The 25,244-nt window shown below is 68.0% G+C and carries 23 protein-coding genes; 15 read left to right on the forward strand and 8 right to left on the reverse strand.

The window, feature by feature from the left end:
• Nucleotides 1–34: 34 nt before the first annotated feature.
• Nucleotides 35–217 carry a DUF2256 domain-containing protein gene (locus tag FA740_RS08330; RefSeq protein ID WP_136856308.1) on the reverse strand — a complete coding sequence of 61 codons (183 nt, stop codon included), beginning with the start codon at nt 215–217 and terminating at the stop codon, nt 35–37.
• Nucleotides 218–296: 79 nt separating this feature from the next.
• On the opposite strand from FA740_RS08330, the gene polA reads away from it, so the two are divergent.
• Nucleotides 297–3,095 carry a DNA polymerase I gene (gene polA, locus FA740_RS08335; RefSeq protein WP_136856309.1) on the forward strand — a complete coding sequence of 933 codons (2,799 nt, stop codon included), beginning with the start codon at nt 297–299 and terminating at the stop codon, nt 3,093–3,095.
• 7 nt (nt 3,096–3,102) lie between these two features.
• Here the strand turns inward: polA and hemN are convergent, their stop codons facing one another.
• Nucleotides 3,103–4,458, reverse strand: a complete 1,356-nt coding sequence (hemN, locus tag FA740_RS08340; RefSeq protein ID WP_136856310.1) for an oxygen-independent coproporphyrinogen III oxidase — start codon at nt 4,456–4,458, stop codon at nt 3,103–3,105.
• Nucleotides 4,459–4,532: 74 nt separating this feature from the next.
• Between hemN and fnrL the strand changes: the two genes are divergently transcribed.
• The 4 genes from fnrL to queE all read left to right on the forward strand — a co-directional run bounded on the left by fnrL (nt 4,533) and on the right by queE (nt 7,125).
• Nucleotides 4,533–5,249 carry a transcriptional regulator FnrL gene (fnrL, locus tag FA740_RS08345; RefSeq protein ID WP_136856311.1) on the forward strand — a complete coding sequence of 239 codons (717 nt, stop codon included), beginning with the start codon at nt 4,533–4,535 and terminating at the stop codon, nt 5,247–5,249.
• Nucleotides 5,250–5,345: 96 nt separating this feature from the next.
• Nucleotides 5,346–6,053, forward strand: a complete 708-nt coding sequence (gene queC, locus FA740_RS08350) for a 7-cyano-7-deazaguanine synthase QueC (RefSeq protein ID WP_136856312.1) — start codon at nt 5,346–5,348, stop codon at nt 6,051–6,053.
• Complete coding sequence (gene queD, locus FA740_RS08355) at nt 6,053–6,406, forward strand: 6-carboxytetrahydropterin synthase QueD (protein WP_136856313.1); 354 nt, start codon at nt 6,053–6,055, stop codon at nt 6,404–6,406. The genes queC and queD overlap by 1 nt, the downstream gene beginning before the upstream one ends.
• Nucleotides 6,403–7,125, forward strand: a complete 723-nt coding sequence (queE, locus tag FA740_RS08360; protein WP_136856314.1) for a 7-carboxy-7-deazaguanine synthase QueE — start codon at nt 6,403–6,405, stop codon at nt 7,123–7,125. Before queD ends, queE begins: the two co-directional genes overlap by 4 nt.
• An 83-nt stretch (nt 7,126–7,208) precedes the next feature.
• Here queE and FA740_RS08365 read toward each other — a convergent pair whose 3' ends face one another.
• Nucleotides 7,209–8,048, reverse strand: coding sequence for a universal stress protein (locus tag FA740_RS08365; RefSeq protein ID WP_136856315.1), 840 nt, complete (start codon nt 8,046–8,048; stop codon nt 7,209–7,211).
• A gap of 202 nt (nt 8,049–8,250) precedes the next feature.
• On the opposite strand from FA740_RS08365, the gene ccoN reads away from it, so the two are divergent.
• Genes ccoN through ccoP form a run of 4 tightly spaced genes read left to right on the forward strand, consistent with a single transcriptional unit; the run spans nt 8,251 to nt 11,838 of the window.
• Entirely contained in the window at nt 8,251–9,855 is a 1,605-nt protein-coding gene (ccoN, locus tag FA740_RS08370; RefSeq protein ID WP_136856316.1) for a cytochrome-c oxidase, cbb3-type subunit I, read from the forward strand.
• A gap of 12 nt (nt 9,856–9,867) precedes the next feature.
• Nucleotides 9,868–10,590 carry a cytochrome-c oxidase, cbb3-type subunit II gene (gene ccoO / locus FA740_RS08375; protein ID WP_136856317.1) on the forward strand — a complete coding sequence of 241 codons (723 nt, stop codon included), beginning with the start codon at nt 9,868–9,870 and terminating at the stop codon, nt 10,588–10,590.
• Between the two features lie 10 nt (nt 10,591–10,600).
• A complete protein-coding gene (locus FA740_RS08380; protein WP_136856318.1) occupies nt 10,601–10,819 on the forward strand; it encodes a cbb3-type cytochrome c oxidase subunit 3 in 219 nt (72 codons plus the stop codon).
• Nucleotides 10,819–11,838 (forward strand): cytochrome-c oxidase, cbb3-type subunit III, encoded by a 1,020-nt coding sequence (gene ccoP, locus FA740_RS08385; RefSeq protein ID WP_136856319.1) that lies wholly within the window; start codon nt 10,819–10,821, stop codon nt 11,836–11,838. Before FA740_RS08380 ends, ccoP begins: the two co-directional genes overlap by 1 nt.
• A 190-nt stretch (nt 11,839–12,028) precedes the next feature.
• Here the strand turns inward: ccoP and miaB are convergent, their stop codons facing one another.
• The gene (gene miaB / locus FA740_RS08390) at nt 12,029–13,345 is read right to left on the reverse strand and encodes a tRNA (N6-isopentenyl adenosine(37)-C2)-methylthiotransferase MiaB (RefSeq protein WP_136856320.1); all 1,317 of its coding nucleotides are present in this window, start codon (nt 13,343–13,345) and stop codon (nt 12,029–12,031) included.
• Nucleotides 13,346–13,409: 64 nt separating this feature from the next.
• Between miaB and FA740_RS08395 the strand changes: the two genes are divergently transcribed.
• Nucleotides 13,410–13,730: a TfoX/Sxy family protein gene (locus FA740_RS08395; protein WP_136856321.1), complete on the forward strand. Its 321-nt coding sequence runs from the start codon at nt 13,410–13,412 to the stop codon at nt 13,728–13,730.
• A 1-nt stretch (nt 13,731) separates the two neighbouring features.
• Here the strand turns inward: FA740_RS08395 and FA740_RS08400 are convergent, their stop codons facing one another.
• Nucleotides 13,732–15,027 (reverse strand): alpha/beta hydrolase family protein, encoded by a 1,296-nt coding sequence (locus FA740_RS08400; RefSeq protein WP_136856322.1) that lies wholly within the window; start codon nt 15,025–15,027, stop codon nt 13,732–13,734.
• Between the two features lie 120 nt (nt 15,028–15,147).
• Between FA740_RS08400 and FA740_RS08405 the strand changes: the two genes are divergently transcribed.
• Together FA740_RS08405 and FA740_RS08410 are read left to right on the forward strand one after the other, a co-directional pair.
• Nucleotides 15,148–16,509: an aminotransferase gene (locus FA740_RS08405; protein ID WP_136856323.1), complete on the forward strand. Its 1,362-nt coding sequence runs from the start codon at nt 15,148–15,150 to the stop codon at nt 16,507–16,509.
• A gap of 57 nt (nt 16,510–16,566) precedes the next feature.
• Nucleotides 16,567–16,791 carry a DUF2798 domain-containing protein gene (locus FA740_RS08410; RefSeq protein WP_136856324.1) on the forward strand — a complete coding sequence of 75 codons (225 nt, stop codon included), beginning with the start codon at nt 16,567–16,569 and terminating at the stop codon, nt 16,789–16,791.
• Nucleotides 16,792–16,897: 106 nt separating this feature from the next.
• Here the strand turns inward: FA740_RS08410 and FA740_RS08415 are convergent, their stop codons facing one another.
• On the reverse strand, nt 16,898–19,039 hold the full coding sequence (locus FA740_RS08415) for a ComEC/Rec2 family competence protein (protein WP_136856325.1): 2,142 nt from the start codon (nt 19,037–19,039) through the stop codon (nt 16,898–16,900).
• A 107-nt stretch (nt 19,040–19,146) separates the two neighbouring features.
• On the opposite strand from FA740_RS08415, the gene gltX reads away from it, so the two are divergent.
• The 3 genes from gltX to FA740_RS08430 all read left to right on the forward strand — a co-directional run bounded on the left by gltX (nt 19,147) and on the right by FA740_RS08430 (nt 22,658).
• Entirely contained in the window at nt 19,147–20,535 is a 1,389-nt protein-coding gene (gltX, locus tag FA740_RS08420; protein ID WP_136856326.1) for a glutamate--tRNA ligase, read from the forward strand.
• Between the two features lie 79 nt (nt 20,536–20,614).
• Nucleotides 20,615–21,904, forward strand: a complete 1,290-nt coding sequence (locus FA740_RS08425; protein ID WP_136856327.1) for a citrate synthase — start codon at nt 20,615–20,617, stop codon at nt 21,902–21,904.
• 88 nt (nt 21,905–21,992) lie between these two features.
• Nucleotides 21,993–22,658: an SDR family NAD(P)-dependent oxidoreductase gene (locus FA740_RS08430; protein WP_136856328.1), complete on the forward strand. Its 666-nt coding sequence runs from the start codon at nt 21,993–21,995 to the stop codon at nt 22,656–22,658.
• A gap of 55 nt (nt 22,659–22,713) precedes the next feature.
• On the opposite strand, the gene FA740_RS08435 is transcribed toward FA740_RS08430, so the two are convergent.
• Together FA740_RS08435 and FA740_RS08440 are read right to left on the reverse strand one after the other, a co-directional pair.
• Entirely contained in the window at nt 22,714–24,519 is a 1,806-nt protein-coding gene (locus FA740_RS08435) for an aminopeptidase P family protein (protein ID WP_246053531.1), read from the reverse strand.
• Nucleotides 24,516–25,208: a metal-dependent hydrolase gene (locus tag FA740_RS08440; RefSeq protein WP_136856329.1), complete on the reverse strand. Its 693-nt coding sequence runs from the start codon at nt 25,206–25,208 to the stop codon at nt 24,516–24,518. Before FA740_RS08440 ends, FA740_RS08435 begins: the two co-directional genes overlap by 4 nt.
• Nucleotides 25,209–25,244 lie beyond the last annotated feature (36 nt).

The following is a 25,244-nucleotide window of genomic DNA, read 5'->3' on the forward strand; positions in this document are numbered from 1 at the left end:
CGCGTCGGTTTGCCGCCCCCCATCGAGGGGGCCGTCAAACCGGGGCGGCGCTGCCGCCCGGCGCGTCCCCGCGGGCCTTGCCCTTGCCCCGGCAGCGGTCCGAGCAATAGCGGACATTGTCCCAATCGCGTTCCCATTTCTTGCGCCAGGTGAACGGCAGCCCGCATGCGGCGCAGATTTTCGTGGGCAGGTCGGATTTGCGGCGCATCTTTGGCATGGCGGTTCTGGGGCATCCTGCTGGAAGATCGGTCCGGGTCGTGGCACAAGGCGGCCCTGACCAGCAAGGATAGGTGATCATGGGCGAGCGTTTCGGCAAGGGCTGTCATCTGCATCTGATCGACGGATCGGCCTTCATCTTTCGCGCCTATCACGCGCTGCCGCCGCTGACGCGCAAGTCGGACGGGCTGCCAGTGGGTGCGGTTGCGGGGTTCTGCAACATGCTGTGGCGGTACGTGCAGACCGATGACGGACACACCGCGCCGACCCATGCGGCGGTGATCTTTGACCATTCGTCCAAGACCTTCCGCAACGAGATCTATCCCGCCTACAAGGCGCAGCGCCCCGAGCCGCCCGAGGATCTGCGCCCGCAATTCCCGCTGACCCGCGATGCGACCCGCGCCTTCAACATCGCCTGCATCGAGACGCAGGGGTATGAGGCGGACGACATCATCGCGGCCATGGCCTGCGCCGCCCGCAACGCCGGCGGCACCGCCACGATCATCAGCAGCGACAAGGATCTGATGCAGCTGATCGGCGATGGCGTCGACATGCTGGACCCGATCAAGAACAAGCTGATCGGCCGCGACGAGGTGTTCGAGAAGTTTGGCGTCTATCCGGAACGCGTGGTCGATGTGCAGGCGCTGGCCGGTGACGCGGTCGACAACGTGCCTGGCGCGCCGGGCATCGGCATCAAGACCGCCGCCCTGCTGATCCAGGAATACGGCGACCTGGAGACGCTGCTGTCGCGCGCCGAGGAGATCAAGCAGCCCAAGCGCCGCCAGACCCTGATCGAGCATGCCGACCAGATCCGCATCAGCAAGCGCCTGGTGCAGCTGGATTGCGAGACGCCCCTGGACGTGACGCTGGAGTCCCTTGAGGTGAAGGCGCCCGATGCCGACCGCCTGCTGGCCTTCCTGTCCGAGATGGAGTTCCGCACCCTGACCAACCGCGTGGCGGAATCCCTCGGCGCCGAGGCCCCCGCGATTCAGGCCGCACCCGTCAGCGATGCGCCCGCCGCGCCGGATCAGCCCGCCATCGACACGGGCCGCTATGAGACGGTGACCACCCCTGATGCGCTGGATGCTTGGATCGCCGCCATCCGCGACGGGGGGCAGGTGGCCATCGACACCGAGACCACAAGTCTGGACGAGATGCAGGCCGATCTGGTGGGCATCAGCCTGGCCACAGCGCCGGGGCGGGCCTGCTATATCCCCCTGGGGCATGTCGCGGGAGGAGACGACCTGTTCGGCCAGTCCGCGCGGGTCGAGGGGCAGCTGGACCCCGCGACCGTCCTGGCCGCGCTGAAGCCGGTTCTGGAAGACGCAGCGATCCTGAAGATCGGGCAGAACCTGAAATACGACTGGAAGATGCTGGCCCGCCACGGGGTTCGGATGGCCCCGGTCGCCGACACGATGCTGATGTCCTATGCCCTGAACGCGGGCACCCACAATCACGGCATGGACGAGCTGGCCGAACGCTATCTGGGCCATAAGTGCATTCCCATCAAGGAGCTGATCGGGTCTGGCAAGAGCCAGATCCATTTCGGCCAGGTCGCCATCGACAAGGCCGCCCCCTACGCGGCCGAGGATGCGGATGTCACCCTGCGCCTATACCAGCATTTCGCGCCGATGCTGCCGGTGGAAAAGGTGTCCACCGTCTATCACACGCTGGAACGCCCGATGATCCCGGTGCTGGCGCAGATGGAGATGGCGGGCATCCGGATCGACACCGAGGTGCTGAAACGCATGTCCAACGTCTTTGCGCAAAAGATGGCGCAGCTGGAGGATGAGATCCACGGGCTGGCGGGGCAAAGCTTCAACATCGGCAGCCCCAAGCAGCTGGGCGAGATCCTGTTCGACAAGATGGGACTGAGCGGCGGCAAGCAGGGCAAGACCGGGGCGTTTTCGACCAGTGCCGACGTGCTGGAGGATCTGGCCGCCGAGGGGCACGACCTGCCCGCCCGCGTGCTGGACTGGCGCCAGATCAGCAAGCTGAAATCGACCTATACCGACGCGCTGCCCACCTATGTGAACGCGGAAACGGGGCGGGTGCACACCAGCTATTCGATCACAGGGGCGCAGACGGGGCGGCTGTCCTCGACCGAGCCGAACCTGCAGAACATCCCGATCCGCACCGAAGAGGGGCGCCGCATCCGCCAGGCCTTCATCGCGCCGGACGGCTACAAGCTGGTCGCCCTGGACTATAGCCAGATCGAGCTGCGCATCCTGGCGCATGTGGCCGATATCCCGGCGCTGAAGCAGGCGTTCCGCGACGGCATCGACATTCACGCCATGACCGCCAGCCAGATGTTCGGCGTGCCTGTCGAGGGGATGGACCCGATGATCCGGCGCCAGGCCAAGGCGATCAATTTCGGGGTGATCTACGGCATTTCGGGCTTTGGGCTGTCCAGGAACCTGCGCATCCCGCGGGCCGAGGCGCAAAGCTTCATCGACACCTATTTCGAGCGTTTCCCCGAAATCCGCGCCTATATGGACAAGACCGTCGCGGATGCGAAGCAGGACGGATATGTCACAACGCTGTTCGGGCGGCGCATCAACACGCCGGGCATCAACCAGTCCGGCCCCGCCGCCGGGGGTGCGCGGCGCGCGGCGATCAACGCGCCGATCCAGGGGGCAGCGGCCGACATCATCCGCCGCGCGATGATCCGCATGCCGGATGCCATTGCCGATCTGCCCGCGCGGATGCTGCTGCAGGTGCATGACGAGCTGGTCTTCGAGGTCCGCGAGGATGCCGCGGACGACCTGATCGCCCGCGCCCGCGCCGTGATGGAGGGCGCGGCCGAGCCGTCCGTGCGCCTGTCCGTGCCGCTGGTCGTCGATGCGGGCCAGGGCGCCACCTGGGCCGAGGCGCACTGACCCAGGCTCAGACGGCGGCCGAATGCCCCCCTTCGGGGGCGGCATAGGCGTCCAGCGCCTGCGCGATTAGCCGCGTCAGGGGGCGTGCCTCGGGCGGGATGACCAGCGCGCCGTCGCGCAGTGCGACCGCCGGGCCGAACCGGTCCAGCAGGGGTGCCAGAATGCGGGACTGCTGGTCCGGGGTCAGGCCGAAGCGCGCCTGGATATCGGCGGGGTCGATGCGGAAATCGCACATCAGCGCCTCGATCATGCGGCCGCGCCAGCCGTCCTCGGGGCCGAAGGCATGGCCGCGCGTCACCGGCACGCGACCCGCGCGCACCGCCGCCAACCAGGCCCCGGTCGCGGGCGCGTTCTGCGCATAGCCCTGCGGATAGCGCGAGATGGACGAGGCCCCCAAGCCCAGCAGAACCTCGGCCCCGTCATCGGTATAGCCCTGGAAGTTGCGCCTGAGCCGCCCCTGATCGGCGGCCCGCGCCAGACCGTCGCCCGGCCGCGCGAAATGGTCGATGCCGATCTGGCGGAACCCATCATCCAGGAACAGCGCCCGCGCCGTGTCGAACAGCGCCAGACGCGCCTCTCCGTCGGGCAGCGCGGCCTCGGGGATCATCACCTGCCGCCGCGACATCCACGGCACATGCGCATAGCCGTACAGCGCGACCCGGTCGGGCGACAGCGCCAGCAGCTTTTGCACCGTATCGGCCATGCGCGCGCCGGTCTGATGCGGCAGGCCATAGAGGATGTCGGCATTCAGCCCGGCAATGCCGTGATCGCGAATCAGGTCGACCGCGCGGGCGGTCAGCGCAAAGCTTTGCGGGCGGCCGATGCTGTCCTGGATCTGGGGGTCGAAATCCTGCACCCCGACCGAGGCCCGCGTCATCCCGGCCTGCACCAGCGCCGCCATGCGGGGGGCGTCGATCTCGGACGGGTCGATCTCGACCGAGAATTCGGCCCCCTCGCGGAACGGGAACGCCGCGCGGATGGCATCGGCCAGCCGGGCGATCAGCGCGGGCGTCAGCAGCGTGGGCGTCCCCCCGCCCCAATGCAGCCGCGACAGCGTGATGCCCTGCGGCAGCCGGGCCCGCAGCTGGCGCAGCTCGGTCAGCAGCGCCTGGACATAGTCCGCCACCGGCTTGAGGCTCTGGGTGCCCTGCGTGCGGCAGGCGCAGAACCAGCACAGCCGCCGGCAGAACGGCACGTGCACATACAGCGACACGGGCGTGCCGGGGTCCAGTACCTCCATCCAGCTGCCGACCACGGTGCCGTCCACCGTGGGGCGGAACTGGGTCGCGGGCGGATAGCTGGTATAGCGGGGGGCCCGCGATTCAAACAGGCCCGTTCGTCTCAGTTGCGAAAGATGTTCCATGCGGCTATCACTGGGACAGGATGCGCACACCTGCCTTGACCCAGATCAACACGACGGATGCAGGGCATGGTGACATGCACTGCGAGGACTGCCCCATCCGCTATCGCGCCGTCTGCGCCCAATGCGAGGGCGATGAACTGGCGACGCTGGAGCAGATGAAGTTCTATCGCAGCTATCAGGCCGGGCAGCCGATCATCTGGGAAGGCGACCGGATGGATTTCGTGGCCTCGGTCGTGACGGGTGTCGCCACGCTGACCCACACGCTGGAGGATGGGCGCACCCAGATGGTGGGCCTGCTGCTGCCAAGCGATTTCCTGGGCCGGCCGGGGCGCGATCAGGCGGCCTATAACGCGACCGCCACCACCGATGTCGTGCTGTGCTGTTTCCGGCGCAAGCCCTTTGACCAGATGATGCGCCAGACCCCGCATGTCGCGCATCGCCTGCTGGAGATGACCCTGGACGAGCTGGACGCGGCGCGCGAATGGATGCTGCTGTTGGGCCGCAAGACCGCGCGCGAAAAGATCGCCTCGTTCATCGCCATCATCGCGCGCCGCCAGGCCGCGTTGCACAAGAGGCGCCCCGGCGGGCGGATGCAGCTGGACCTGCCCCTGACCCGCGAGGCGATGGCCGATTACCTGGGCCTGACAATCGAGACCGTCAGCCGCCAGATCACCGCCCTGCGCCGCGACGGCATCATCGAGATGGTCGGCAAGCGCGAGGTGACCCTGCCCGATTACGACCGCCTGGTCGAGGAATCGGGCGATGACAGCGACGGCGGCACGCTGTCCTGAGGGCCGCGCGCCCCGGCTTTTCATCCTGGCACCGCTCTGCTAACAGGCGCCTTCCCGGTCGCAGCCTACCCGGGTCACAAAAACAAGGGTCACAGAATGAACACCACTCTCGTCTGCTCGGGCGGGCTGGACTCCGTCTCGCTTGCCCAAGTCCTGGCCGCGCAGGGTCGCCTGTCGCGGATCGTCAGCTTTGATTACGGCCAGCGCCACCGCAAGGAGCTGGATTTCGCGCGGGCCTGCGCGACGCGCCTTGCCGTGCCCTTTCACCTGGTCGATCTGTCCGGCCTGGGGGCGGCGCTGTCGGGGTCGGCGCTGACCGATGATCTGGCCGTGCCCGATGGCCATTACGCCGAAGAGACCATGCGCGTCACGGTCGTCCCCAACCGAAATGCCATCATGCTGACCGTGGCCTTTGGCATCGCCGCGGCCAATGGCGACACGGCGGTCGCGGCGGCGGTCCATGGCGGCGATCACTTCATCTATCCTGACTGCCGCCCGGCCTTTACCGACGCCTTTGCCGCCATGCAGCGCGCGGCGCTGGACGGCTATGCCGATGTCGCGCTGGAGGTGCCTTTTGTCCATGCGACCAAGGCCGATATCGTGGCGGCGGGGGCGGGTGCCGGGACGCCCTTCGCGCAGACCTGGTCCTGCTACAAGGGCGGCGCGCGCCATTGCGGGCGCTGCGGCACCTGCGTCGAGCGGCGCGAAGCATTCCACCTGGCGGGCGTCGCGGACCCCACCGATTACGACGACGCCGATTTCTGGCAGGCGGCGGTCGCGGCCCATGCCGCAGGGGGGGCGTGATGTTCCGGATCAGCAAGGAGTTCCACTTCAGCGCCTCGCATCGGCTGGACCACCTGGCCCCCGACCATCAATGCGCGCGGCTGCATGGGCACAATTACATCGTTGTGGTCGAGCTGGCGGCTGCGGATCTGAACAGGGACGGCTTCGTGCGCGATTATCACGAGCTGGCGCCGCTGAAGGCCTATCTGGACGAAAGTTTTGATCACCGGCACCTGAACGACGTGCTGGACGTGCCCTCGACCGCCGAGAATCTGGCGCGCCACCTGTTCGACTGGTGCCGCGCCCGCTGGCCCGAGACCAGCGCCGTCAAGGTCAGCGAGACGCCCAAGACGTGGGCGGAATACCGGCCATGAAACCGCCCGAAAGACCCTTGCGCATCGCCGAGATCTTTGGCCCGACCATCCAGGGCGAGGGCGCGCTGATCGGCCAGCCCACGGTCTTTGTGCGGGCGGGCGGTTGTGATTATCGCTGTTCGTGGTGCGATTCGATGCATGCGGTGGACAGCGCCTATCGCGACAGCTGGGCCGCCATGGATGCGGCGCAGGTCTGGGCGCGGGTGCGCGAGCTGTCGGGGGGCCGGCCGCTGACCGTGTCGATCTCGGGCGGCAACCCCGCGATCCAGGATTTCGGCCCGCTGATCGCGATGGGCCGGGCCGAGGGATACGCCTTCGCGCTGGAGACGCAGGGCTCGATCGCGCGGGACTGGTTCGCGCAGCTGTCGGTCCTGGTGCTGAGCCCCAAGCCCCCCTCCAGCGGCGAGCGGCCCGATTGGGCGGCGTTCGACGCCTGCCTTGCGGCGGGGCAGGGGGCGGGGGCCGTGGTGCTGAAGATCGTGGTCTTTGACGACGCCGATTATGCCTGGGCGCGCGCGGTCGCGGACCGGTATCCGGGGCTGGACCTGGTCCTGCAACCGGGCAACCCCGAGGTCGATCCCGACCTGCCGGTGGCGGCGCAGGACGTGGCCGACCGACTGCTGTGGCTGGTGGACAAGGTCATGGCAGAGGGCTGGTTCCGGCCAAGGCTGCTGCCGCAGCTGCATGTCCTGCTGTGGGGCAACAAGCGCGGCGTCTGAATTGCGTCCCGCGACGGCGGGGGGACTGGCCGTCCCCCCGCACCCCCCTGCCGCGCCCGACCGACAGGGGGGGTGACAGGCGGTCAGCGTGCCAGGAACACCGGCACCTTGGCCTGTTCCAGCATGTTGCGCGTCGCCCCGCCCAGGATCGCCTGGCGCAGGCGCGAATGGCCATAGGCGCCCATGACCACCAGATCTGCGCCGATCTCGATCGCGCGGCGGTTGATCTCATCGCTGATGCGGGGGGCGGTGCGGGCCAGGACCGCGATCTGGGCCCGCACGCCGTGGCGGGTCAGCATCTGCGCCAGCGCCCCGCCGGGGTCCGAGCGTTCGGGACCGCCCTGCCGCGGATCGATGCAGGTGATCTCGACCATCTGGGCGGCGCGCAGCAGCGGCAGGGCGCGGCGGATCGCGGCCAGCGCCTCGGCCGACTGGTTCCAGGCGACCAGCACGCGGCGCGGCGGGATGACCGGGTTCTGGGCCGTGGGCAGGACCAGAACCGGGCAGGCGCCCTCGAACAGCGCGGCCTCGGTCACCAGCTCCGCGTCGCCGGGCTGGCCCTGGGCATAGGGGCTGGCCAACACCGCAAGATCGGAGAAGCGCGCCCGCATCCCGACCAGACCCGCGATCCCCAGGGATTGCGATACCACGGCCTCGGACGACCAGCGCGTGTCGTGGCAGGCGGCCATGTGGGCGGTGACCCTGCGGTCCAGGGCCTCGGCATCCGACAGGGCGCTGTCGATCGCCTCCTGCCAGCCATAGGCGGTGCCGCCGGGAAAGAAATACCCGGCCTGGCTGTGGTCGATGCCCAGGCAGAGGATGTCCAGATGCGCGTCCTGCGCCGCGGCCAAGGCCACGGCATTGTCCAGCTGCGGAAGCTGGGCAGGGTCGCTGAGAACCGTCAGGATCGTCTTGTAGGCCATTGTCGCCTCCTGTTGTCGCTGTGGTCAGTCTGCGCCCGCGCCGCGCGCCGCGCCTTGATCAGGGTCAAGTCGCGCGATTGACGCAGATCAAGGTCCGCCACCCCGCACCCGCCTAAGCCCTGTCCCATGAAGGGCGTCCGGTCTGCGTGATTCGCACTGCCGGGCCGCCCGCGAAGGGAATGCGGATGGGTGCGGGGACAGCATGTCGAGCTTGGTGAAACTGATCGGACTTGGGGCGGTGGCGCTGTTCGCGGCCATCTGCGCGAACCTGGCGCGCGACCCCGCCTATATGGCCAACGCGCTGATCGTGATGCTGGTCGCGGGCGGGCTGTTCCTGTGGACCCTGCGCCGCGTGGACGAGCCGCTGGCGGTCGTCAATCCGCGCGAATACATGGACGACGTGGTCCGCTATGGCGTGGTGGCGACGGTGCTGTGGGGCATCGTGGGGTTCCTGGTGGGCGTGGTCATCGCCTTTCAGCTGGCCTTTCCGGCGCTGAACTTCAGCGACCTGACGCAGGGCTATCTGAATTTCGGCAAGCTGCGACCACTGCACACCAGCGCGGTGATCTTTGCCTTTGGCGGCAACGCGCTGATCGCGACCAGCTTTTATGTGGTGCAGCGGACATCGGCTGCGCGGCTGTGGGGCGGGAACGCGGCCTGGTTCGTGTTCTGGGGATACAACCTGTTCATCGTCCTGGCGGCCACCGGCTATATCCTGGGCGCCACCCAGTCCAAGGAATATGCCGAGCCGGAATGGTATGTCGATCTGTGGCTGACCGTGGTCTGGCTGACCTATCTGGCGGTGTTCCTGGGCACGATCATCAAGCGCCGCGAGCCGCATATCTATGTCGCCAACTGGTTCTATCTGGCCTTCATCGTGACCATCGCGATGCTGCATGTGGTCAACAACCTGTCGATGCCGGTCAGCATCTGGGGGTCGAAATCGGTCCAGGTGTTCAGCGGCGTGCAGGATGCGATGGTGCAATGGTGGTACGGCCACAACGCGGTCGGATTCTTCCTGACGGCGGGGTTCTTGGGGATGATGTACTACTTCATTCCCAAGCAGGCCGAGCGCCCGGTCTATAGCTACAAGCTGTCGATCATCCACTTCTGGGCGCTGATCTTCCTCTATATCTGGGCGGGTCCGCACCACCTGCATTACACCGCGCTGCCGGAATGGGCCGCGACCCTGGGGATGGTGTTCTCGATCATGCTGTGGATGCCCAGCTGGGGCGGCATGATCAACGGGCTGATGACCCTGTCGGGGGCCTGGGACAAGCTGCGCACCGATCCGATCCTGCGGATGATGGTCGTCGCGGTGGGCTTTTACGGCATGGCCACGTTCGAGGGCCCGATGATGTCGATCAAGTCCGTGAACAGCCTGTCGCATTACACCGACTGGACCATCGGCCACGTGCATTCCGGCGCCCTGGGCTGGAACGGGATGATCACCTTTGGCGCCATCTATTACCTGACGCCGCGGCTGTGGGGGCGCGAACGCCTGTACAGCCTGGGGCTGGTCAGCTGGCACTTCTGGTTGGCGACGATCGGGATCGTGCTCTACGCCAGCGCGATGTGGGTCACCGGCATCATGGAGGGCCTGATGTGGCGCGAGGTCGACCAGAACGGCTATCTGGTCAACGCCTTCGCCGACACCGTCGCGGCCAAGTTCCCGATGTATGTGGTGCGCGGCCTGGGCGGCGTGCTGTATCTGGCCGGCGCGATCATCATGGCCTGGAACCTGTGGGCGACCGTCGCCCGCCAGCCCCGCGCCGTTTCCTCCACCATCGCCGTTCCGGCCGAGTAAGGGGTTCAGATCATGGGCATTCTTGACCGACACAAGATCATCGAGCGGAACGCGACCCTGCTGCTGGTCCTGTCCTTTCTGGTCGTCACCATCGGCGGCATCGTGCAGATCACGCCGCTGTTCTATCTGGAGAACACCATCGAAAAGGTCGAGGGCGTGCGTCCCTATACGCCGCTGGAGCTGATGGGCCGCGACGTCTATGTCCGCGAGGGCTGCTATGTCTGCCACAGCCAGATGATCCGCCCGATGCGCGACGAGGTCGAGCGTTACGGCCATTACAGCCTGGCCGCCGAATCGATGTACGACCACCCGTTCCAATGGGGGTCGAAGCGCACCGGGCCGGATCTGGCGCGCGTGGGCGGGCGCTATTCCGACGAATGGCACATCGACCACCTGCGCGATCCGCAATCGGTGGTGCCCGAATCGATCATGCCGAAATACGGCTTTCTGCTGGACCGGGTGATCCGCGCCGATCATGTGCGCGACCGTCTGGTGGCCGACCGCCGGGTGGGGGTGCCCTATGACGAGGCGATGGTGCAGGCCGCCGCCGCCGATCTGCGCGCCCAGGCCGACCCGTTCGGCGACGCCGCCCTGCAGGAGCGCTATCCCGGTGCGCAGATGCGCAATTTCGACCGCCAGCCCCAGCTGACCGAGATGGACGCCCTGATCGCCTATCTGCAGGTGCTGGGCACGATGGTCGATTTTTCGACCTTCGAACCCGACCCGAACCGCTGAGGGGCATGGCATGGAAACCTACAGTTTTCTTCGCACGCTGGCCGACAGCTGGGCCCTTCTGGCGCTGACGCTGGTCTTTGTGGGGATGGTCGTCTTCGTCTTTCGCCCCGGCGGCAGGCGCATCCATCGCGACGCCGCCGAGAGCATCTTTCGCCACGAGACCCGGCCCGCCGAGCCCGACCCAGACCAAGACCCCGACCAGGCCCCTGACGACAAGGAGACCCGCTGATGTCCGACAAGACCGACCGGCCGGCGGACGAGGCCGACAACCGCATCGCCCTGGAACGCCAGTCCGCCGATGCCGAACATGCCGCCAAGATCGCGGGCGACATCCCGCCGCGCGCTGAACCCGACGCCCCGGCCGCGCCCGCCTATCGCCGTCGGACCCGCCCCGGTGCCGCGGTGCAGGAGCCGCCGTCGACCGGGCATGAATGGGACGGCATCACTGAATACGACAACCCCATGCCCCGCTGGTGGCTGTGGACGTTCTATGCGACGATCGTGTGGGCCTTCGGCTATATGGTCGCCTATCCGGCGATCCCGCTGGTGTCGCAGGCGACGCAGGGGCTGTTGGGGTACAACACCCGCAGCGCCGTCGCGACCGAGATCGACCGCTTTGCCGCCGCGAACGCGCCGGTCCAGCAGGCCCTGGTCGCGGCCGATCTGGAGGCCATTCCCGCCGATCCGCAGCTGGTGGGCTATGCCACGAACGCGGGGGCCGCGCTGTACCGGACCTGGTGCGCGCAATGCCATGGCGCGGGGGCGGCAGGCGGGCCGGGCTATCCAAACCTGCTGGACGACGACTGGCTGTGGGGCGGCACGCTGGAGGATATCCACCTGACCCTGCGCCACGGCATCCGCGACCCCAAGGACACCGATACCCGCTATTCCGAGATGCCGCGTTTCGGCACGGACGGTCTGTTGGCGCCCCAGCAGATCACCGAAGTCACCGACCACGTCCTGTCCCTGTCGGGCCTGCCCCATGATGCGGGGCGTGCGGCCCTGGGGGCGGCGGTCTATGCCGAAAATTGCGCGGCCTGCCACATGGATGACGGCAGCGGCGACCGCGGCCAGGGCGCGCCCGCGCTGAACGATCAGGTCTGGCTGTATGGCAGTTCGCCCGAGACGCTGACCCGCATCATCGCCCAGGGGCCCTATGGCGTCATGCCCGCCTGGTCCGACCGCCTGTCCGAGGCCGAGATCCGGTCCCTGGCCGTCTATGTCCACAATCTGGGCGGCGGCGAATAGCCTCTGCCCGACCGGTTTCCGCAGCGGCCCTACCCGCTGCGGAAAAGCCCGGCCCCCCGTCCTGTTCGCGCGTTCCTGGGGGGCCGGCAGCTGATTCGCAGCCTGGCTGCGACACGATCTTCCAGGGCGGCGCGACCGCATGGAGGACCGGCCCCCGACAGAATGTGCGTTCCGGTCGGGGGCCGGGTTTTTATCCGGCGATCAGTTCGCCATGCAGCGAATTGCGCTGGCTGCCGATGATGCGCACGGCGCGCAGATCGCCCACCTGCACCTGATCGGTGTCCACAAAGACCGAATGCAGATAGTCGGACTTGCCGATCATCTGCCCGGCCTCGCGCCCGGCTTTCTCGAACAGCACGGTGACGGTGCGGCCGATCATGCCCTCCTGGACGGCGTGCTGCTGGCGGGTCAGCAGGGCCTGCAGCTCCTGCAGGCGGGCGTCGGCCACGGCGGCGTCCACCTCGGGGCGGTCAAAGGCCGGGGTGCCGGGGCGGGGTGAATACTTGAAGCTGTAGGCCATGCCGTATCCCACCCGTTCGATCAGGCGCAGGGTGTCGGTGTGATCCTCATCCGTCTCTCCGGGAAAGCCTACGATGAAATCGCTGGTCAGCACGATGTCGGGCCGTGCCGCGCGGATGCGGTCGATCAGGCGCAGATACTGGTCTGACGTGTGCTTGCGGTTCATCGCCTTGAGGACGCGGTCGCTGCCCGACTGCACCGGCAGGTGCAGATAGGGCATCAGCTGCGGCACGTCGCGATGGGCTTCGATCAGATCGTCGGCCATGTCGTTGGGGTGGCTGGTCGTGTAACGAATCCGCTCCAGCCCCGCGATCTCGCCCAAGGACCGGATCAGGGCGCCAAAGCCCCCCGGCCCCCCGTGCCAGCCGTTGACGTTCTGGCCCAGGAGCGTGATCTCGCGCACGCCGCGCTCCGCCAGATCGCGGGCCTCGGCCAGGATACGTTCCGCGGGGCGGCTGACCTCGGCGCCCCGTGTATAGGGCACCACGCAAAAGGCGCAGAACTTGTCGCAACCCTCCTGCACGGTCAGAAACGCGGCCGGCGCGCGCCGGGTGGCGCGGGGGGCGGGCAGGTGGTCGAACTTGTCTTCTTCGGGAAAGTCGGTGTCGATGGCGGGCGCCTCGCCGCGCACCATGGCGGGCAGGCGGTGATAGGTCTGCGGCCCCACGACCAGATCGACCAGAGGCATCCGGCGGATGATCTCGGCCCCCTCGGCCTGGGCCACGCAGCCTGCGACGCCGATCTTCAGATCGGGGCGCGCGGCCTTCAGCGGCTTCAGGCGGCCCAGGTCGCTGTACAGCTTTTCGGCCGCCTTCTCGCGGATGTGGCAGGTGTTCAGCAGGACCATGTCGGCATCCGCCTGATCCTCGGTCAGGACATAGCCCTCGGCGCCCATCGCCTCGGCCATGCGCTGGCTGTCATAGACGTTCATCTGGCAACCATAGGTCTTGATGAACAGTTTTTTCGCGGCCGGGTTATGGGCGGTCATGTCATGCCTGTTCCTGAAGGTCGCGCAGCGATACAGGAAATGCAGGCTTTTGGAAAGGCACGGGATGGAGAGCGACCTGACCCAGATCCGCAACATCGGCCCCGCCACGGCGCGGGCGCTGATCGCGGCGGGCGTGCCCGATGCGGCGGCGCTCAGGGCGATAGGGGCGGATGCGGCCTATTGCGCCCTGATGGATGCCGGGGAGCGGCCGCATTTCATCGGCTATTACGTCCTGCACATGGCGCTGCAGGGGCGGCCTTGGAACGATTGCAAGGGCGCAGAAAAGACCGCGCTGCGGGCGCGGTTCGACGCGCTGGTGGGCGCACGCCGCCCGCTGACGGCGCTGGAGGCGGCGCTGGACCAGATCGGCCTGCGCCGCCCCTAAGTCATTGGCCGGAGGGCTTCGTCTCGAACATCAGGCCCTTGGCGCTGCGGTCGGGAAAGCCCAGCCAATAGGTATGGGCCGCGTCCGGCGTGCCGTCATCGTCCAGCGACCAGACCCCGTCGCCCGCATCGGGGATCAGGTTCAGATAGTCCGCCTTGCCGCTGTCGCCCTTCAGGTGGATGTCCAGAAAGGCGGTCGTGAAATGCTGCAGGATGTTGTTCATCCGCACGCTGTCCCAGACCGGATCGGCATAATGGTCAAAGGGCGCGCGGCCCAGGGATTCCGACATGGCCCAGGCCTCGGCGGGCGCGGGGATGGGGGCTGCGGCATTGTGGTTGGCGTGATCGAAGGTCAGCAGATGGCGCGTCGTGGCCGTCGTCTGGTCATAGATCTGCCGGATCGCATCATAGACCGACACGTCGTCATCGCTGCCCGAGACCAGCAGCAGCGGCTTGGTCAGGTCGTTCAGCCCGCCCGCGTCCCAGAACTCATGCTGTCGCCCCCAGGGCGCGATGGCCACCACCGCCTTGACGCGGGGATCGACCAGCGATGCGTGATCCTCACCGCCCGCGGCCAGGCGGTCCAGCAGGCCCGCGGGCGGGGCAAAGCCGGCAGGCTCGGTCCGCTCCAGCGCGGTGCGCGACAGGCCCGCACCGCCAAAGATCAGCGCGCCATAGCCGCCCATCGAATAGCCCACGACCGCCGCATGATCGGCATCGGTCGCGGCGCCCAGATCGCCCTCCAGCGCGGCCATGCTGTCCAGCAGGAAGCGCTGGTCCACCGCCCGGTTCACCAGCGTCGAGGCAAAGGCCTGCTGGTCGTCATAGGTGCTTTCGGGGTGGTCGGCGGCGACCACCACATAGCCCTTGGAGGCCAGGTTTTCGGCCAGGTGGCTCATCAGATAGCGGTTGCCGGGATAGCCGTGCGACAGGATCACCAGCGGGAACGACCCCTGCGCGGGGGCCGCGTCGCGGGCGGCGCTGCCGGTCAGGGTGGTGGGCGTCACCCCGTCGCGCAGGATCGTGTCATAGGTGGTGCCGGGTTCGGTCCCTTCGGCGGCGGGATACCAGATCTCGGTCCGCAGGGTGCGATCAGTGGTGGGCGTGCCGCCCTGGGCGGCCGCGATCACGTCGATGCGGTCGGCATCGGTGAAGTCCTGCGCGCGCACCCCGACCGGGTGCGTGCCGCGCGTGGCCAGCGCGGGCGCGTCGGGGCGGATCAGATCGATACGGTTTTCGGACAGGGCGGGCGCGGCGCAGGCCAGGGTGGTGGCGGCGGCCAACAGCAGGTGTCTCATCAAGGCTCCTCCGGCGGTTCGCGCGAACTGTGCCCCGGTTGCACGATCTGCACAAGCCGCCCCATTGAACGCGCCCCGCCGCCCGGATAGCCTGATCCCAAATCGGTAAGGAGCCTGACCATGACCATCCCGCAAAGCTGGGAATCGCGCGCCGACGAATATTCGCTTTATGGCTTCACCGACCTGCCAAGCGTGCACAAGCGCGGCGCCGTCGTCCTGACCCATGGCGAGGGGCCCTATGTCGTCGACGTGAACGGCAACCGCTATCTGGACGCCAATTCGGGCCTGTGGAACATGGTCGCGGGGTTCGATCACAAGGGCCTGGCCCAGGCCGCCAAGGATCAGTACGACCGGTTTCCGGGCTATCACGCGTTCTTCGGGCGGATGTCCGACCAGACGGTGATGCTGTCCGAAAAGCTGGTCGAGGTGTCGCCGTTCTCGCGGGGCAAGGTGTTCTATACGAACTCGGGCTCCGAGGCGAACGACACCATGGTCAAGATGCTGTGGTTCATGCACGCGTCCGAAGGCAACCCGCAGAAACGCAAGATCCTGACGCGCTGGAATGCCTATCACGGGGTGACGGTGGTGTCGGCCAGCATGACGGGCAAGCCCTATAACGAGGTGTTCGGCCTGCCGCTGCCGGGCTTTATCCACCTGACCTGCCCGCATTACTGGCGCTTTGGTCATGAGGGCGAGACCGAGCAGCAGTTCACCGCCCGTCTGGCGCGTGAGCTGGACGAAACCATCCAGCGCGAGGGGGCCGACACCATCGCGGGGTTCTTTGCGGAACCCGTGCAGGGCGCGGGCGGGGTCATTCCGCCGTCCGAAGGGTATTTCCAGGCGATCCTGCCGGTGCTGAAAAAGCACGGCATCCCGATGATCGCGGATGAGGTCATCACCGGGTTCGGGCGGACGGGGAATACCTGGGGGTCCGTCACCTATGATTTCGTGCCGGACGCGATCATCAGCTCCAAGAACCTGACGGCGGGGCTGTTCCCGATGGGCGCGGTGATCCTGGGGCCGGAACTGACCGACCGCCTGCAGGCCGCCATCGACAAGATCGAGGAGTTTCCGCACGGTTTCACCGCGTCGGGGCATCCGGTCGGCTGCGCGATCGCGCTGAAGGCCATCGACGTGGTGATGAACGAGGGGCTGGCGCAGAACGTCATCGACCTGGCCCCGCGGTTCGAGGACGGGCTGCGGCAATTGGCGCAGAACCCGAATATCGGCGAATATCGCGGTGTGGGCTTCATGTGGGCGCTGGAGGCGGTGCGCGACAAGGCGACCAAGACGCCTTTCGAGGGGCATCTGTCGGTCAGCGAGCGGATCGCGAACACCTGCACCGACATGGGCCTGATCTGTCGGCCCTTGGGGCAGTCGATCGTGCTGTGCCCGCCCTTCATCATGACGCCCGCGCAGATGGACGAGATGTTCGAGAAGCTGGACAAGGCCCTGGGCAAGGTCTTTGCCGAGCTTGCGTAAGAGTTGCCTGCGGCCTCCGGCGTGGTGCCGGGGGCTGCCTGTCGAAAGGGATGGCCGATGATTCCCGCCCGCTATGCCCCGATCCTGTTCGGGTTCTTTCTGTCCGGGCTGATGTCCTCGCTGGTGTCGGGGATCGCCACGGTGCGGGCGGTCGGTATGGCCGACGGGGTGGCGGGGCTGTGGCTGGGGAATTGGCTGTCCAGCTGGGCGGTGGCCTTTCCGGCGGTGCTGGTCGTGGCGCCGATGGCCCGGCGTCTGGTCGCGCGGCTGACGCGGGGGTGACGACGACCCCGGCCCGGGTCGCGTGCGGGGCAGTCGGTGTGCCGGGTCGTAAAAAACTTGTCCGGCGGACCGTGTGCCGCAGGGCCGGTTCGGGCCGGGGGCGGTGCTATCGCGACAGCCGCATCGTCGCGCCAGGGGTGATCCGGGGGCCGTCGGCGGTCATGTGGATGGCGACGGCGCCGCTGCGTCGCAGGCGTTTCGGGTCCAGGAGCAGGCAGGGCGGGGTGCCGTCGATGTCGACGGGTTCGGAGGCCACCACGATCCGGTTGGGGCGGCAGGCCGTGGCGGCGCGGGCGCCCGACCCCTTGCCGGTCAGGTGCCAGACCTGCCAGCCATGGGGCAGGGGCGCCTGCCGGTCGCGTGCATCGCCGGTCCAGGCCGGGCGCGCGGCGGCCTGTTCCTGGTCGCCCATGTCGCCATCCTCCTGCAGCCAGGTCGAGACGACGAAGGCCCCGCCGGAGGGCTTTGAGATCGCGCGTCCCGCGGAGGTCATCAGGCCTGCGGCCTCGCCCTCAGACGCGATCAGCAGCAGCGGACGGCGCGCGGTCATCCACAGCACCGCCGAGGCCGCCAACAGCACGACGCCCAAGCCCAGCCCGGCCCGTGTCAGCCATCCGCGCCGGGACGGTGGCCGCCAGCACAGGATGCACAGGACCGCGCCGAAGCCCATCAGCGGAACCACCGGCGCTGGCGGTTTGGCGACACCGGTGACGGCGCCGCCCAGGCCGGAGACAAAGCGCGCGACCCACAGCATCCATTCGGTGCCGACGCCCATGACCCACAGGGCCGGCGCCTCGAGCCCGACCAGGGCCAGCACGGCACCGATCACGCCCGCGGGCATCACCAGCGTGCCCATGACCGGCACCGCCAGCAGGTTCGCCAGCAGCCCGTATTGCGCCATCCGGTTGAAATGCGCCGCCGCGATGGGCGATGTCGCAAGCGCCGCCACCATCGACGAGACGACCAGCATCGCCACCGGCCGGATCCACCACGGCACGCGCGGCGCGATGCGGGCCCAGGGGCCATAGACCAGGATCAGCGCGATGGTGGCGGCAAAGCTCATCTGGAAGCCGGCGCTGACCAGCGCCTCGGGGGAATAGATAAGCACGATGGTTGCGGCCAGCGCGACGGTCCGCAGGGAAATGGCGCGTCGGTCGGCGATGATTGCACCCAGCATGACGGCCACCATGATGAACGACCGCTCGGTCGCGACGCCGCCGCCGGACAGCCACAGATAGGCCGCCGCCGCCGCCAGGGCGATGCCCGCGGCCCATTTGTGCATGGGCCGCGCCAGCCCGATGCCCGCCCCCTGCACAGCCACCAGCACAAGCCGCGCGGCGCCATAGACGAAGGCCGCCAGCATCCCCATGTGCAGCCCCGAGATCGAGATGATGTGGTACAGGTTCGAGGCGCGCATCACGTCGTTCGTCTCCTCGGCGATGCCTGAGCGATCGCCGGTCATCAGTGCTGCGGCCACCGCGCCTGCCTGCCCGCCGATGCGGTCCTGGATCGCGGCGCTGATCACCATGCGCGCCCGGTGCGCCCACCACAGCCCGCCCTCGGGCGGGGTGACGGCCAGGATGGGCGTGCGCGTATAGCCGACCGCGCCCAGGCTGTCGAACCAGGCGAACATGCGGAAATCAAAGCTGCCCGGTGATGACGGCGCCGATGGCGGACCCAGATGCCCGGTCAGCATCACCCGCTGGCCCAGGGGCGGCAAGGCATGGTCGTCCATCAGCGACAGGCGGACCTTGGCAGGGGTGCGTTCGGGCGACAGGTCGTGCAGCACCACCCGGTCCAGCGTCAGCCGCATCCGGTCGCGCCCGGAGCGGTCGATCTGGATCACCCGCCCCTCGACCGGGCCGTAATAGCGCCACTCCAGCACTGGGGCCGCGACATGGGCGGCGCGGAATGCCACCAATCCTGTGCCAAGCGCCACAAAGCACAGCGCCATCGCCCCCAGATGCAGCGCATCGGCCTGGGGCCAGGTCAGGCGGCCCCGTTCGGCCCAATGCGGGGCCATGCGCGCGACGGTTCCCGCGCAGACCAGCAGGCAGGCCAGCGCCCCCCATTCCGCGGGCGAGAACAGGCCGGGGCGCAGGAACCACAGGCCGATCCCCGCGGACAGGCAGACGGGCACCCACAGGAACAGGCCCGCGCGCAGGGCTGCGGGTGGGCGCGGTGCCACATGGACGCGGGGGGCGGCGCGGGGCAGGCTGCCTGCCACCGCGCCCGATTGGGGCAACATCCTTGTCCTTTCGCGACCCGGTGACTATCACTTGGCCGCAAGATGGCACGGGGATGCTTACCAAAGCGTTAACGCCGGGCCGCATCCCGAACCCGCCAAAGGCCGCCATGACCCAGATCGTTACCCGCTTTGCCCCGTCGCCCACTGGCTATCTGCATGTCGGGGGCGCGCGGACGGCGCTGTTCAACTGGCTGTTCGCGCGGGGCCGGGGCGGCAAGTTCCTGCTGCGGATCGAGGATACCGACCGCGCCCGGTCCACCCCCGAGGCGACCGAAGCGATCCTCAAGGGTCTGACCTGGCTGGGGCTGGACTGGGACGGCGAACCGGTCAGCCAGTTCGCCCGCAAGGACCGCCATGCCGAGGTCGCGCGCCAGATGCTGGAGGGCGGCACGGCCTACAAGTGTTTCTCGACCACCGACGAGATCGCGGCCTGGCGCGAGGAGAACCCGCGCCAGCCCTTCCTCAGCCCGTGGCGCGATGCGACTGACCTGCCCGACGCGCCCTATGCGATCCGCCTGAAGGCCCCGCGGACGGGCGAGACGGTGATCGACGATCAGGTGCAGGGCGCGGTGCGCGTGGCCAACGACCAGCTGGACGACATGGTGCTGCTGCGCAGCGACGGCACGCCCACCTATATGCTGGCGGTGGTGGTGGATGATCACGATATGGGCGTGACCCATGTGATCCGCGGCGATGACCACCTGACCAACACGGCGCGCCAGATCCAGATCATCGACGCGATGGGTTGGCCGCGCCCGACCTATGCCCATATCCCGCTGATCCACGGCGAGGACGGCAAGAAGCTGTCCAAGCGTCACGGCGCGGTCGGCCTGCACGAATTCGCGGCGCTTGGCTATCCGCCGGCGGCGATGCGCAATTACCTGACGCGGCTTGGCTGGAGCCATGGCGATGACGAGCTGTTCGATGATGCGCAGGCCCGCGCGTGGTTCGGGCTGGAGGGGATCGGGCGCGCGCCCGCGCGGCTGGACTTCAAGAAGCTGGAGCATGTCAGCGGGCACCATATCGGTCAAATGCCCGACGATCAGGTGCTGGCCGCGCTGGAGGACTATCTGCGCGAGACGGGCGCCCCCCCGCTGACCGCGACGCAACGTCAGCGCATCCTGGGCGCGATGGGGGCCTTGAAGGAAAAGGCAAAAACGCTGCCGGCGTTGCTGGATCAGGCGCGGTTCGCGATGATCGAGCGGCCCGTCGCCATCGAGGAGAAGGCGGCCAAGGCGCTGGATACGGTATCCCGTGGTATGCTGAAATCATTGACTGCCGCAGTGCAGAATGCTAGCTGGAGCCGAGACGATCTGGAGGGGGCGGCCAAGGCGGTCGCGGAACAGAACGGCGTCGGACTGGGCAAGATCGCGGGGCCTTTGCGCGCCGCCCTGGCCGGGACCAGCGCAACCCCCAGTGTGTTCGACATGATGACTGCGCTTGGCCGCGAGGAAACGCTGGCCCGGCTGCAGGACCAGACCGATTTGGCAGGCTGAAGCCTGCCCTCACATGCCAGGGCTGTCTGACGGGTTTACGCGGCGGACCGCCCGGCCTTAGCCGGAAGGACGCCTTTGCATGGCCGACAAGACCGCTAAACTGCATCTGAACGGGCAGGATTACGACCTGCCGATCCTGTCGCCGACCAAGGGGCCGGATGTCCTGGACATTCGCAAGCTGTATGGCCAGGCGGACGTGTTCACCTATGACCCGGGCTTCACCTCGACCGCCAGCTGCGATTCGACGATCACCTTCATCGACGGCGACAAGGGAGAGCTGTGGTATCGCGGTTACCCGATCGAGCAGCTGGCCGAGAAATCCTGCTATCTGGAGGTCTGCTATCTGCTGCTCTACGGCGAGCTGCCGTCGCCCGCGCAGATGGAAGATTTCAGTGCCCGCGTCACGCGCCACACGATGGTGCATGAGCAGATGCACAACTTCTTCCGTGGGTTCCGCCGCGACGCGCATCCGATGGCGACAATGGTTGGCGTCGTGGGGGCCATGTCGGCCTTCTATCACGATTCGACCGATGTGAACGACGAATGGCAGCGCGAAGTCGCGGCGATCCGCCTGATCGCCAAGCTGCCGACGATCGCGGCAATGGCCTATAAATATTCGATTGGCCAGCCCTTCGTCTATCCGCAGAACGACCTGGATTACGCGTCGAACTTTCTGAACATGTGCTTCTCGGTTCCGGCCGAGAAATATGAGGTGAACCCGGCCCTGGCGCGCGCCATGGACCGCATCTTTACCCTGCACGCTGATCACGAACAGAACGCGTCCACGTCGACCGTGCGTCTGGCGGGATCGTCGGGCGCGAATCCCTTCGCCTGCATCGCGGCGGGCATCGCCTGCCTGTGGGGGCCTGCCCATGGCGGTGCGAACCAGGCCTGCCTGGAGATGCTGCGCGAGATCGGCACCGTGGACCGCATTCCCGAATTCATCGCGCGGGCCAAGGACAAGTCCGACCCGTTCAAGCTGATGGGGTTCGGCCACCGGGTCTACAAGAACTTCGACCCGCGCGCGACGGTCATGAAGGAATCGGCCGACGAGGTCCTGGAGCTGCTGGGCATCGGCGACAACCCGGTCCTGCAGGTCGCCAAGGAGCTGGAGAAGATCGCGCTGGAGGACGAGTACTTCATCGAGAAGAAGCTGTATCCCAACGTCGATTTCTATTCGGGCATCATCCTGGAGGCGATGGGCTTCCCCACCTCGATGTTCACGCCGATCTTTGCGCTGTCGCGCACGGTGGGCTGGATCGCGCAGTGGAAAGAGATGATCGGCGATCCGCAGAACAAGATCGGCCGTCCGCGCCAGCTGTATGTCGGCAGCGACCGCCGCGATTACGTGGACCTCAAGGCGCGCTGAGCGTCCTGACAGGTCAGGCATCGGGGTCCCTTCGGGGGCCCCTTTTTCATGGTTGCGCGGGGGGGCGCGCGGTGGCATGGGACCGGACATGAGCGAGATCGAACAGACAGGCGCAGCCCGGCTGGCGCTGGTGACGGGGGCCTCTCGGGGCTTGGGTGCGGCGCTGGCCGAGGGGCTGGCGGCGCGGGGCTATCACGTGCTGGCGGTCGCCCGGACCGTGGGCGCGCTGGAGGAGCTGGACGACCGCATCCGCGCGGCCGGCGGCCAGGCGACGCTGGCGCCGATGGACGTGACCGAGCCCGAGGCGATGAAGCAGATGGTGCAGGCCATCACGGGCCGGTGGGGGGGGCTGGACCTGTGGGCGCATTGCGCGATCCATGCGGCGCCGATGGCGCCCGCGCCCCATATCGAGGGCCGCGACTGGACCAAGTCCGTGCTGACCAATCTCGAGGTGACGCGCGGGCTGATCGCCCTGCTGGAGCCGCTGCTGCGCCAGCGCCAGGGAACGGCGCTGTTCCTTGACGATGCACGGGGCGGGCAGAAGTTCTTTGGCGCCTATGGCGCGACCAAGGCCGCGCAGATCGCGCTGGCGCAGAGCTGGCAGGCCGAGACGGTGCAGACCGGCCCGCGCGTGCTGATCGACGCGCCCGCGCCCATGCCGACCGCCGTGCGCGCGCGGTTCTATCCGGGCGAGGACCGGGCCGCCCTGACGCCTTGCAAGGACGAGGCGGCGCGCATTCTGGCGCTGTTGTAACGATTGCGTCCCGCGGCAGGGCGGGGGGCTGCCCGCCCCCCGCACCCCCCGGGCGTCACCCCTGGCCGAGCGGTTCGGTGGCCCGCCGCAGCCAGTCCAGATCGTCGCCCTGCAGATCGGGCGAGAGCGCATCGCGGACGCGGGCGTGATAGGCGTCCAGCCATGCCGCATCGTCGCCGGACAGTGCCCCGCGGTCGATCAGCCGACGGTCGATGGGGCACAGGGTCAGCGTGTCAAAGCCCAGCATCGTGCGGCCCGGTTCGGCCTCGGCCTCGCGGACGGCGATCAGGTTCTCGATCCGGATGCCGAAGCGGCCCTCGCGGTAATAGCCCGGCTCGTTCGAGAGGATCATGCCGGGTTCCAGCGGGATGTCGCTGACGCGGCTGATCCGCGCGGGCCCTTCGTGCACGCAGAGCGCGGCGCCCACGCCGTGGCCGGTGCCGTGGTCATAGTCCAGCCCCTGTGACCACAGGAACTGGCGCGCCAGCGCGTCCAGATGCCCGCCCGTCACGCCCTTGGGAAAGCGCGCGCGGCTGAGCGCGATCATGCCGCGCAGCACAGCGGTGAAGGGGGCCACGGCCTCCTCCAGCGGATCGCCCAGGGCGATGGTCCGGGTGATGTCGGTGGTGCCATCGGCGTATTGGCCGCCCGAATCGATCAGCAGCACGTCGCCTGCCGCCAAGCGGCGGTTGGTCGCCTTGGTCACGCGGTAATGGACGATGGCGCCGTTCGGGCCCGCCCCCATGATCGTGTCGAAGCTGATGTCCAGGATGCCCGCCTCGCGGCGCAGATCCTCCAGGCGGCGGACCACGTCGATCTCGGTCAGGGTGGAGGGCTGCTGCCGGTCCAGCCAGGAGAGCAGCCGGACCATCGCCACCCCGTCGCGGTGATGGGCGGCGCGCATGCCAGCCAGCTCGGCCGCGGTCTTTCGGGCCTTGGGCAGGATCGCGGGATCGGGGTCGCGGGCGATGTCGGTGCCGGCCCCCTCCAGGATGCGGAACGCGGCCTCGGGGGCGGTGGCGGGGTCGATGCGGACGGGGCCTTCCAGATCGGTCAGCGCCGAGGCCAGCGCGTCATGCGGCAGGATCGTCACCTGATCGCCCAGATGCGCCCGGACCGCGTCATCGAACTTGGCCGCATCGGCGAACAGCGCCAGATGACCGCTGTCGGACAGCACGGCAAATGCCTGAACCACCGGGTTCTTGGGCAGGTCGCTGCCCCGGATGTTCAGCAGCCACGAAATCGAATCGGGCAGGGTCAGCAGGGCGGCCGCCTGACCCTGGGCGCGCAGCTCGGCGGCCAGGCGCAGGCGTTTCTGGGGCGCGGTCTCTCCGGCCAGGGCATCGGGGTGGATGCGCACGCGGCCCACGGGAGCGGCGGGTCGGTCGGGCCAGATGGCATCGACGGGGTTCGCGTCCAGCGCGATCAGGGCGATGTCGCTGCCCTGAAGGGCGGCCTCCATCCCATCGATCTCGCGGCGGGTGTGCAGCCAGGGGTCAAAGCCGACGCGCCCGCCCTGCGGCAGGGCCTGGCGCAGCCAGTCTGACGGCCGCGTCTCCGGCCAGTTGACGGGGGTAAAATGCCCCAAATCCAGCTGGTCGCGGACCTGCACCCGGTAGCGCCCGTCGACAAAAACGCCCGCCTGATCAAGGGTCGCGATGGCAAAGCCCGCGCTGCCGGTGAACCCCGTCAGCCAGGCCAGGCGCGCATCGGCATCGGCCACGTATTCGCCCTGATGGACATCGGCGCGGGGCACGATCACGGCGGCCAGATCGCGGTCCCGCATCAGAGCGCGCAGGTTGGACAGGCGCGCGGCATGATCGCCGCCGCCCGCCGGGTCGTCAAAGCTCTGGAAACTCACAGCGTGATCGCCTTCATGACCTCGGGTTCGATGACCCTGACATCGGGCAGCGCGTCGATCAGCACCTGGGCGGACTGCTCCAGCGCGGGAAAGGTCCTGTAATGGCAGGGGATCACGGTCTTGAAGTCGAAATAGCGTTTCGCGGCATAGGCCGCCCGCGCCATGTCCATGGTGAAATGCCCGCCCGCGCACAGGATGCCGATGTCGGGCTTGTGCAGATCGCCCATCCACTCCATGTCGGCCATGATGTCCGTGTCGCCCGAGACATAGATCACGTGCCCCTCTCCGGCGATCATGTAGCCCGATTCGTGGCCCGCATAGATCGGCCCGTCCGGCCCGGCGATCGAACTCGAATGGCTGGCATTCACCATCGTCACGCGCGCCCCGCCCAGATCGACGGTGCCGCCCTTGTTGAACCCCGTGCCCTCGATCTGGTCGGTCTTTTCCCAATGGCTGATCAGGTCATAGATGCCCACGACGGGCACCTTGAGCGCCTTGGCCAAGGCCAGCGTGTCACCGGTATGGTCGCCATGGCCGTGGGTGATCAGGATATGGGTCGCGCCTTGGGTCGCCTGATCGCGCGCGTCCTGCGGAAAGACCGGGTTCCCGGTGAACCACGGGTCGATCAGGATCACCGCCTGTTCGATCTCCAGACGAAAGCCGGAATGGCCAAGCCAGGTCAGTTTCATGCGCGTCTCCTTCGCTGTCGCGGCAAGGTTAGCGGC

Source organism: Paracoccus hibiscisoli (assembly GCF_005048265.1).
GTDB classification, from domain to species: domain Bacteria; phylum Pseudomonadota; class Alphaproteobacteria; order Rhodobacterales; family Rhodobacteraceae; genus Paracoccus; species Paracoccus hibiscisoli.

Coding starts and splice junctions, on each gene's coding strand:
- FA740_RS08430 (WP_136856328.1), top strand. CDS start 21,993: ATGAGCGAGATCGAACAGACAGGCGCAGCCCGGCTGGCGCTGGTGACG.
- gltX (WP_136856326.1), top strand. CDS start 19,147: ATGACCCAGATCGTTACCCGCTTTGCCCCGTCGCCCACTGGCTATCTG.
- FA740_RS08395 (WP_136856321.1), top strand. CDS start 13,410: ATGGAGAGCGACCTGACCCAGATCCGCAACATCGGCCCCGCCACGGCG.
- queD (WP_136856313.1), top strand. CDS start 6,053: ATGTTCCGGATCAGCAAGGAGTTCCACTTCAGCGCCTCGCATCGGCTG.
- queC (WP_136856312.1), top strand. CDS start 5,346: ATGAACACCACTCTCGTCTGCTCGGGCGGGCTGGACTCCGTCTCGCTT.
- FA740_RS08330 (WP_136856308.1), bottom strand. CDS start 217: ATGCCAAAGATGCGCCGCAAATCCGACCTGCCCACGAAAATCTGCGCC.
- FA740_RS08405 (WP_136856323.1), top strand. CDS start 15,148: ATGACCATCCCGCAAAGCTGGGAATCGCGCGCCGACGAATATTCGCTT.
- queE (WP_136856314.1), top strand. CDS start 6,403: ATGAAACCGCCCGAAAGACCCTTGCGCATCGCCGAGATCTTTGGCCCG.
- FA740_RS08380 (WP_136856318.1), top strand. CDS start 10,601: ATGGAAACCTACAGTTTTCTTCGCACGCTGGCCGACAGCTGGGCCCTT.
- miaB (WP_136856320.1), bottom strand. CDS start 13,345: ATGACCGCCCATAACCCGGCCGCGAAAAAACTGTTCATCAAGACCTAT.
- FA740_RS08440 (WP_136856329.1), bottom strand. CDS start 25,208: ATGAAACTGACCTGGCTTGGCCATTCCGGCTTTCGTCTGGAGATCGAA.
- ccoN (WP_136856316.1), top strand. CDS start 8,251: ATGTCGAGCTTGGTGAAACTGATCGGACTTGGGGCGGTGGCGCTGTTC.
- polA (WP_136856309.1), top strand. CDS start 297: ATGGGCGAGCGTTTCGGCAAGGGCTGTCATCTGCATCTGATCGACGGA.
- ccoP (WP_136856319.1), top strand. CDS start 10,819: ATGTCCGACAAGACCGACCGGCCGGCGGACGAGGCCGACAACCGCATC.
- fnrL (WP_136856311.1), top strand. CDS start 4,533: ATGCACTGCGAGGACTGCCCCATCCGCTATCGCGCCGTCTGCGCCCAA.
- ccoO (WP_136856317.1), top strand. CDS start 9,868: ATGGGCATTCTTGACCGACACAAGATCATCGAGCGGAACGCGACCCTG.
- FA740_RS08415 (WP_136856325.1), bottom strand. CDS start 19,039: ATGTTGCCCCAATCGGGCGCGGTGGCAGGCAGCCTGCCCCGCGCCGCC.
- FA740_RS08425 (WP_136856327.1), top strand. CDS start 20,615: ATGGCCGACAAGACCGCTAAACTGCATCTGAACGGGCAGGATTACGAC.
- FA740_RS08400 (WP_136856322.1), bottom strand. CDS start 15,027: ATGAGACACCTGCTGTTGGCCGCCGCCACCACCCTGGCCTGCGCCGCG.
- FA740_RS08410 (WP_136856324.1), top strand. CDS start 16,567: ATGATTCCCGCCCGCTATGCCCCGATCCTGTTCGGGTTCTTTCTGTCC.
- FA740_RS08365 (WP_136856315.1), bottom strand. CDS start 8,048: ATGGCCTACAAGACGATCCTGACGGTTCTCAGCGACCCTGCCCAGCTT.
- hemN (WP_136856310.1), bottom strand. CDS start 4,458: ATGGAACATCTTTCGCAACTGAGACGAACGGGCCTGTTTGAATCGCGG.